The sequence below is a fragment of the Streptomyces sp. NPDC001880 genome (genome assembly GCF_053594575.1).
The window spans coordinates 1-5038 of sequence record NZ_JBSFET010000191.1 but is presented as its reverse complement, the minus strand read 5'-3'; the positions used below and the strand labels follow the sequence as shown (position 1 = coordinate 5038).

General features: G+C 70.6%; 1 protein-coding gene. It reads left to right on the top strand.

Annotation, left to right across the window (positions count from 1 at the left end):
• On the top strand, window positions 1-5038 hold a 5038-nt coding region (locus ACWCQ6_RS35765; protein ID WP_451096470.1), incomplete at both ends, for an amino acid adenylation domain-containing protein.

Below are 5038 nucleotides of genomic sequence, written 5' to 3'. Positions count from 1 at the left end.
GGTGACCTGGTCCGCTGGAACCACGAGGGCTCGGTCGAGTATCTCGGCCGTGCCGACCAGCAGGTCAAGCTCCGCGGCTTCCGCATCGAACTCGGTGAGATCGAGAGCGCGTTGACCGCTCAGGAGGCGGTCGGTCAGGCGACGGTCGTGGTGCGGGAGGACCGGCCCGGCGACAAGCGCCTCGCCGCGTATCTCGTCGCCGCCGACGGCGCCCGGATCGACACCGAGGCGGTGCGCCGCGAGATCGCGGGGGCACTCCCGGAGTACATGGTCCCGTCCGCCTTCGTCGTCCTCGACGAGATCCCCCTCACCGTCAACGGCAAGGTCGACCGACGCGCCCTGCCCGCCCCACAGCTCAGCAACGAAACCACCGGGCGCCCGCCCCGAGGGCCGGGTGAGGAGGTCCTGTGCGGTCTCTTCGCGGAGGTCCTCGGACTGCCGTCGGTCACCATCGACGACCACTTCTTCCACCTGGGCGGGCACTCCCTGCTCGCCACCCGCCTCATCAGCCGCATCCGGCAGACCTTCGGCGTCCAGATCACCGTCCGGGACCTCTTCCAGGGCCCGACGGTGGCCTCGCTGGCCGAGTACGTGGAAGCGGGCGGGGACGCCGTGCGCCGGCCCGCACTGCGGGAAGCGGTGCGGCCCGAGCGGGTGCCGCTGTCCTCGGCCCAGCAGCGGCTGTGGTTCCTGCACCATCTGGAGGGGCCCTCGGCGACGTACAACATTCCGCTGGCCCTGCGCCTCACCGGCGCACTCGACCAGCAGGCACTCCAGCTCGCGCTCACCGACCTGGTGGTGCGGCACGAGTCTCTGCGCACCCTCTTCGGGATGGCGAACGACACCGCCTACCAGTGGCAGCTGCCGGCGGCCGAGGTCCGGGTGGAGCTGCCCGTCGTCGCGGCGACCGAGGCCACACTGGAGGCGGAGCTCGGCGCGTACGCCGCCCGCAGCTTCGACCTGGAGGCCGAACTGCCGGTCCGCGCCACCCTGTTCGCACTCGGCGACCAGGAGCACGTACTGCTGGTGGTGATGCACCACATCGCCTCCGACGGCTGGTCCACCACACCGCTGCTGCGTGACCTGACGGCCGCCTACACGGCACGCACCGAAGGCACCGCCCCCGCGTGGGAGCCGCTGCCGGTCCAGTACGCCGACTACACCCTCTGGCAGCAGGAACTGCTCGCGGTGGACGGGGAGCGGCAGGCGGAGTTCTGGCGCCACACACTGGACGGGCTGCCCGACGAGGCCACCCTGCCGGCCGACCGTCCGCGCCCGGCGGTCGCCACCTACCGCGGCTCCACCCACAGCGTCCACGTTCCCGCGGAGCTGCACGACGCGCTGACCCGACTGGCCCGGGAGACCGGCAGCACGATGTTCATGGTGGCCCAGGCCGCCGTCGCCACCGCACTGTCCCGCTCCGGCGCGGGGGACGACATCCCGATCGGTGCCCCGATCGCGGGCCGATCGGAACAGTCCCTGGACGACCTGGTCGGCTTCTTCGTCAACACCCTGGTGCTGCGCACGGACCTGACCGGCGACCCGAGCTTCCGTGACCTGCTCTCCCGGGTCCGCGAGGCCGATCTCGCGGCGTGGGCCCACCAGGACCTGCCCTTCGACCGTCTGGTGGAGACCCTCAACCCCGAGCGCTCCACCGCCCGGCACCCCCTCTTCCAGGTGGTGCTCACCCTCCAGGAAGCGCTCACCCCGACCCTCGAACTGCCGGGAATCAACGCCGAGTCGGGCTTCACGGCCCTGGAGATCTCCAAGTTCGACCTGACCTTCTCCTTCCATGAACACCGCACGGCTGACGGCCGCCCCGGTGGACTGGACATCAGGGTCGAGTACGCCACCGACCTCTACGACGCCGGCACCGTCGAGGCGGTCGCCGACCGGCTGGTCCGGCTGCTCGGCGACGCTGTCGCACACCCGGAAATCCCGGTCGGGGAGCTGGAGTTCATCGGATCCGACGAGGGCCGCCGGCTCCTGAAGGAATGGAACGGCGCGGTCACCGGCTCCTCCGGCGCGGGCCTCGCGGAGCTGTTCGCCGCACAGGCCGCCCGTACCCCGGACGCGATCGCCCTGGTCGACGGCGACCGCGAGCTGACCTACGCGGAACTGGACGCGGACACCAACCGGCTGGCCCACCACCTCGTGGGCCTCGGCGTCCGGTCGGAGAGCGTCGTCGCCGTCCTGATGGAGCGGTCGGCGGACCTCCTCACCGGGCTCCTCGCGGTGGTCAAGGCCGGCGGCGTCTACGCTCCGCTCAACACTGCGGATCCCGACACCCGGCTGCTCCACATCCTCACGGAGACCGCGGCATCGGTCCTGCTCACCGACCGGGCGCTGGCCGATCACCCGATTGTGGCCCGAACCGCCGCCGAGACCGTCGTGCTCGACCGAACCGCCGACTGCGCCCACCTTCCCGCCACACCACCGGCACCCGGCGCCCACCCCGACCAGTGGCTGTACGTGATGTTCACCTCGGGTTCGACAGGGCTCCCGAAGGGTGTCGCGGTCACGCATCGCAATGTCGCGGACCTGGCCGCGCAGACCATGTACGCGAACGGCAACCACACCCGGGTGCTCTTCCACTCGCCGCACACCTTCGACGCCTCCACCCACGAGATCTGGGTGCCGTGGCTGAACGGGGGAGCGGTCGTGGTGGCACCTCCGGGCTATCTCGACCCCGGGACCCTGGGCGGGCTGCTGACCGAGCGGGGGATCACCTCGCTGTGGATGACGGCGGGTCTGTTCCGGGTGATGGCGGAGGAGGTGCCGGAGGCCTTCGCCGGGGTGCGTGAGGTGTGGGCGGGAGGTGACGTCGTCCCGCCGGAGGCGGTGCGCCGCGTCATGGACCGCTGCCCGGACGTCACGGTGGTGAACGGTTACGGTCCGACGGAGACGACGACCTTCGCGTCCACCCACCGCATTCACCGTCCGCTGGACTACGCGGGCGCCATCCCGATCGGTGAGCCCCTGGACAACCACCGGCTGTACGTTCTGGACGACGGGCTGCGGCTGGTCCCGCCGGGCACCCCGGGCGAGCTGTACATCGCCGGCGCCGGTCTCGCCCGTGGCTACCTCGGCCGACCGGGCATGACGGCGGAGCGTTTCGTCGCGGACCCGTACGGTCCTCCCGGTACGCGGATGTACCGCACGGGTGACCTGGTCCGCTGGAACCACGAGGGCTCGGTCGTGTACCTCGGCCGCGCCGACCAGCAGGTCAAGATCCGCGGCTTCCGCATCGAACTCGGCGAGATCGAAAGCGCGTTGGCCGACCACGACAGCGTGGGGCAGGCGACCGTCGTGGTGCGGGAGGACCGGCCCGGCGACAAGCGCCTGGTCGCCTACCTCGTCGCCGGCGATGCCGCCCCGATCGACGTGGCCGAGCTGCGCGGTCATGTCTCGGACGTGCTGCCCGAGTACATGGTCCCGTCCGCCTTCGTCGTCCTCGACGAGATCCCCCTCACCACCAACGGCAAGGTCGACCGGCGTGCCCTGCCCGCACCCCAGGTCTCCCACGCCACCAACGGGCGTGCCCCGCGCACACCGCAGGAAGAGGTGCTCTGCGGTCTCTTCGCGGCCGTGCTCGGACTGCCCTCGGTCACCATCGACGACCACTTCTTCCACCGGGGCGGCCACTCGGTTCTGGGCACCCGCCTGATCAGCCGCATCCGGCGCGCGTTCGGGGTGCAGCTCGGGGTGAAGGACCTGTTCCGCAACCCGACGGTGCTCGCCCTCTCGGAGTGCGTCACCGCGAGCAGCGGCGAACTGCCCCGGCCTGCGCTGAAACCCGAGGAGCGACCGGACATCATCCCGCTCTCGTCCGCGCAGCAGCGGCTGTGGTTCCTCGACCAGATGGAAGGCCCGTCCGCCACCTACAACATTCCGCTCGCCCTGCGCCTCAAGGGCGCACTCGACCACCAGGCACTCCAACTCGCCCTCACCGACGTCACCACACGCCACGAAGGCCTGCGCACCGTCTTCCCCACCCACGAGGGAACCCCCCACCAACGCATCCTCCCTCCGACCGGCATCGACCTCCCCCTGATCACCACCACCGAGGAGGAACTCACCGCACGACTTGCCCACCTCTCCTCGGCCACCTTCGACCTGGCCGTCCAGCCGCCGATCCGCACACATCTGCTCTCGGTCGGCGAGCAGGAACACATCCTGCTCGTGGTCGTGCACCACATCGCCTCCGACGGCTGGTCCAACGGGCCGCTCTTCCGTGACCTGGCCGCCGCCTACGAGGCCCGCACCGGGGGCACCGCCCCCGCCTGGGAGCCGCTGCCCGTCCAGTACGCCGACTACTCCCTCTGGCAGCAGCGACTCCTGGGGAGTGACGAGGAACGCCAACTCGACTACTGGTGCGCAGCGTTGGCTGACCTTCCGGAGGAGGTCACACTCCCGGCCGACCGGCCCAGGCCGGCCACCGCGTCCAACCGGGGCACCACGCACACCGTGCACTGTTCGGCCGACCTGCACGACTCGCTCACCTCGCTGGCCCAGGAAACCGGCAGCACCCTGTTCATGGTGGCCCAGGCAGCGGTCTCGACCCTGCTGTCCCGTTCCGGAGCCGGCCACGACATCCCGCTCGGTTCACCCGTGGCAGGGCGCACCGACCCGGCCCTCGACGACCTCGTCGGCTTCTTCGTCAACACGCTCGTCCTGCGTACCGACACCAGCGGTGATCCGAGCTTCCGTGAGCTGCTGAACCGGGTCCGGGAGACCGACCTCGCCGCCTGGAGTCACCAGGACCTGCCCTTCGACCGCCTGGTCGAAGCCCTCAACCCCGAGCGCACCACCGCCCGGCACCCCCTCTTCCAGGTCATGCTCACCGTCGGCGACATGTCCGCCGAAGCCCCCGAACTCCCGGGGCTGGAAGCGGAGTACGAGTTCTCGAAGGTGGAGATTGCCAAGTTCGACCTCACCTTCGGCTTCGCCGAGTGTCGTTCGGTGGATGGTCGGCCGGGTGGTCTGGACATCACGATCGAGTACGCGACGGATCTGTATGACGCGCGTTCGGTGGAGT